This window comes from Belnapia sp. AC561 (assembly GCF_979252845.1).
In genome coordinates this window covers 1-1,421 of sequence record NZ_CEEDBP010000106.1, presented here as the reverse complement: position 1 = coordinate 1,421, position 1,421 = coordinate 1, and the positions used below count along the sequence as shown (strand labels likewise).

Below are 1,421 nucleotides of genomic sequence, written 5' to 3'. Positions count from 1 at the left end.
CTAGCACTACCTGGGCACTATTGCGGCTGATGTGCGTTGTCTGAGCTGGGCTGAGACGGCTTGGTTTAGGAAGGCGTGCGATGCGCCGCGCGATGCCGGATCTGGACAGCTGGCTGGAGCCGTTCCTGGCTGCGGTCGGGCACAAGAAGCGGCGGCTCTGGGCGCCGCTCTACCTGCGTGGACTGCTGGGCCCGAGCGAGCGCAAGAGCCTGCAGCCGATGGCAGCGTGCCTGGGGTTGTCGGGCCATGATCAGCTGCAGCACTTCATCGCCAGCCCGGCCTGGGACGATACCCCGCTCTGGCGGGTTCTGGCCGCGCAGGCGGATCGGCTGGTGGGTGGGCCTCGGGCGGCGCTGGTGATCGACGACACGGCGTTGCCGAAGAAGGGCACGCTCTCGGTCGGGGTGGAGCGGCAATACTGTGGCCAGCTGGGCAAGCGGGCGAACTGCCAGGCGCTGGTCTCACTGACCCTGGCTGGCGCGGAGGTGCCTGTGCCTGTGGGGCTGCGGCTGTTTCTGCCAGAGAGCTGGACGGACGATCCCGAGCGCTGCGCCGCCGCTGGCGTGCCGGAGACAGAGGTGGTGGCCCGCAGCAAGGGCGCGATTGCGCTGGCCGAGCTGGACCGGCTGCTCGCCGCCCGGGTGCGGTTCGGCATCGTGCTGGCCGATGCCGGCTATGGCGCGAGCGCGATGTTCCGGCAGGGCTTGAGCGAGCGGCGCTTGGCTTGGGCGGTGGGCATCCCGCGCAACCAGAAGGTCTATGGCGCCGATGTTGAGCTGGTCCCGCCCGGCGGCCGCAAGCGGCGCCCGGTGCCGGACCAGGAACCCGAGGACGCGGAGGCGGTGCTCGCCAACCTGCCCTGGCGCCGGGTGACCTGGCGGCAGGGCACCAAGGGCCCGCTTGTCGCCCGCTTTGCTGCCACCCGGATCCGGGTTGGTGACGGGGCGGTCTGGGCCAACAACCGGCATCTGCCAGGCGACGCGGTCTGGCTGGTGGGCGAGTGGCGCTCGAGCGGCGAGCGCAAATACTACCTGTCCAACCTGCCGCCTCGGACCTCGCTCCGCGCCCTGGCGGCCGCCATCAAGGCGCGCTGGGTCTGCGAGCAGGCGCACCAGCAGCTCAAGCAAGAGCTGGGCTTGGGCCACTTCGAGGGGCGGTCCTGGACCGGCTTGCACCGACACGCGCTGATGACCTGCATGGCCTTTGCTTGGCTGCAGCACCTCCGCCTCGCCGGGCACCGCTCGGCGGGGTCGGGAAAAAATGCTGGGCCAGGTTCCGGGACCGCCACCATCGCCGAGCCTGCCGGCCGTGCGCCGCGCCATCATGACGCAGCTGTTCGCCGACCTCGTCGCCCCGATCCGATGTCCGCACTGCCATCGCAAGCTCAGGCCACCACCTGATTTCGGACTGCCCAGGTAGTG

At 70.4% G+C, this 1,421-nt stretch carries 1 protein-coding gene; it reads left to right on the top strand.

Annotation, left to right across the window (positions count from 1 at the left end; genetic code table 11):
- Nucleotides 1–80 precede the first annotated feature (80 nt).
- Nucleotides 81–1,400: an IS701 family transposase gene (locus tag AC0IW9_RS30320; protein WP_471652026.1), complete on the top strand. Its 1,320-nt coding sequence runs from the start codon at nucleotides 81–83 to the stop codon at nucleotides 1,398–1,400.
- The last annotated feature ends 21 nt before the right edge of the window (nucleotides 1,401–1,421 follow it).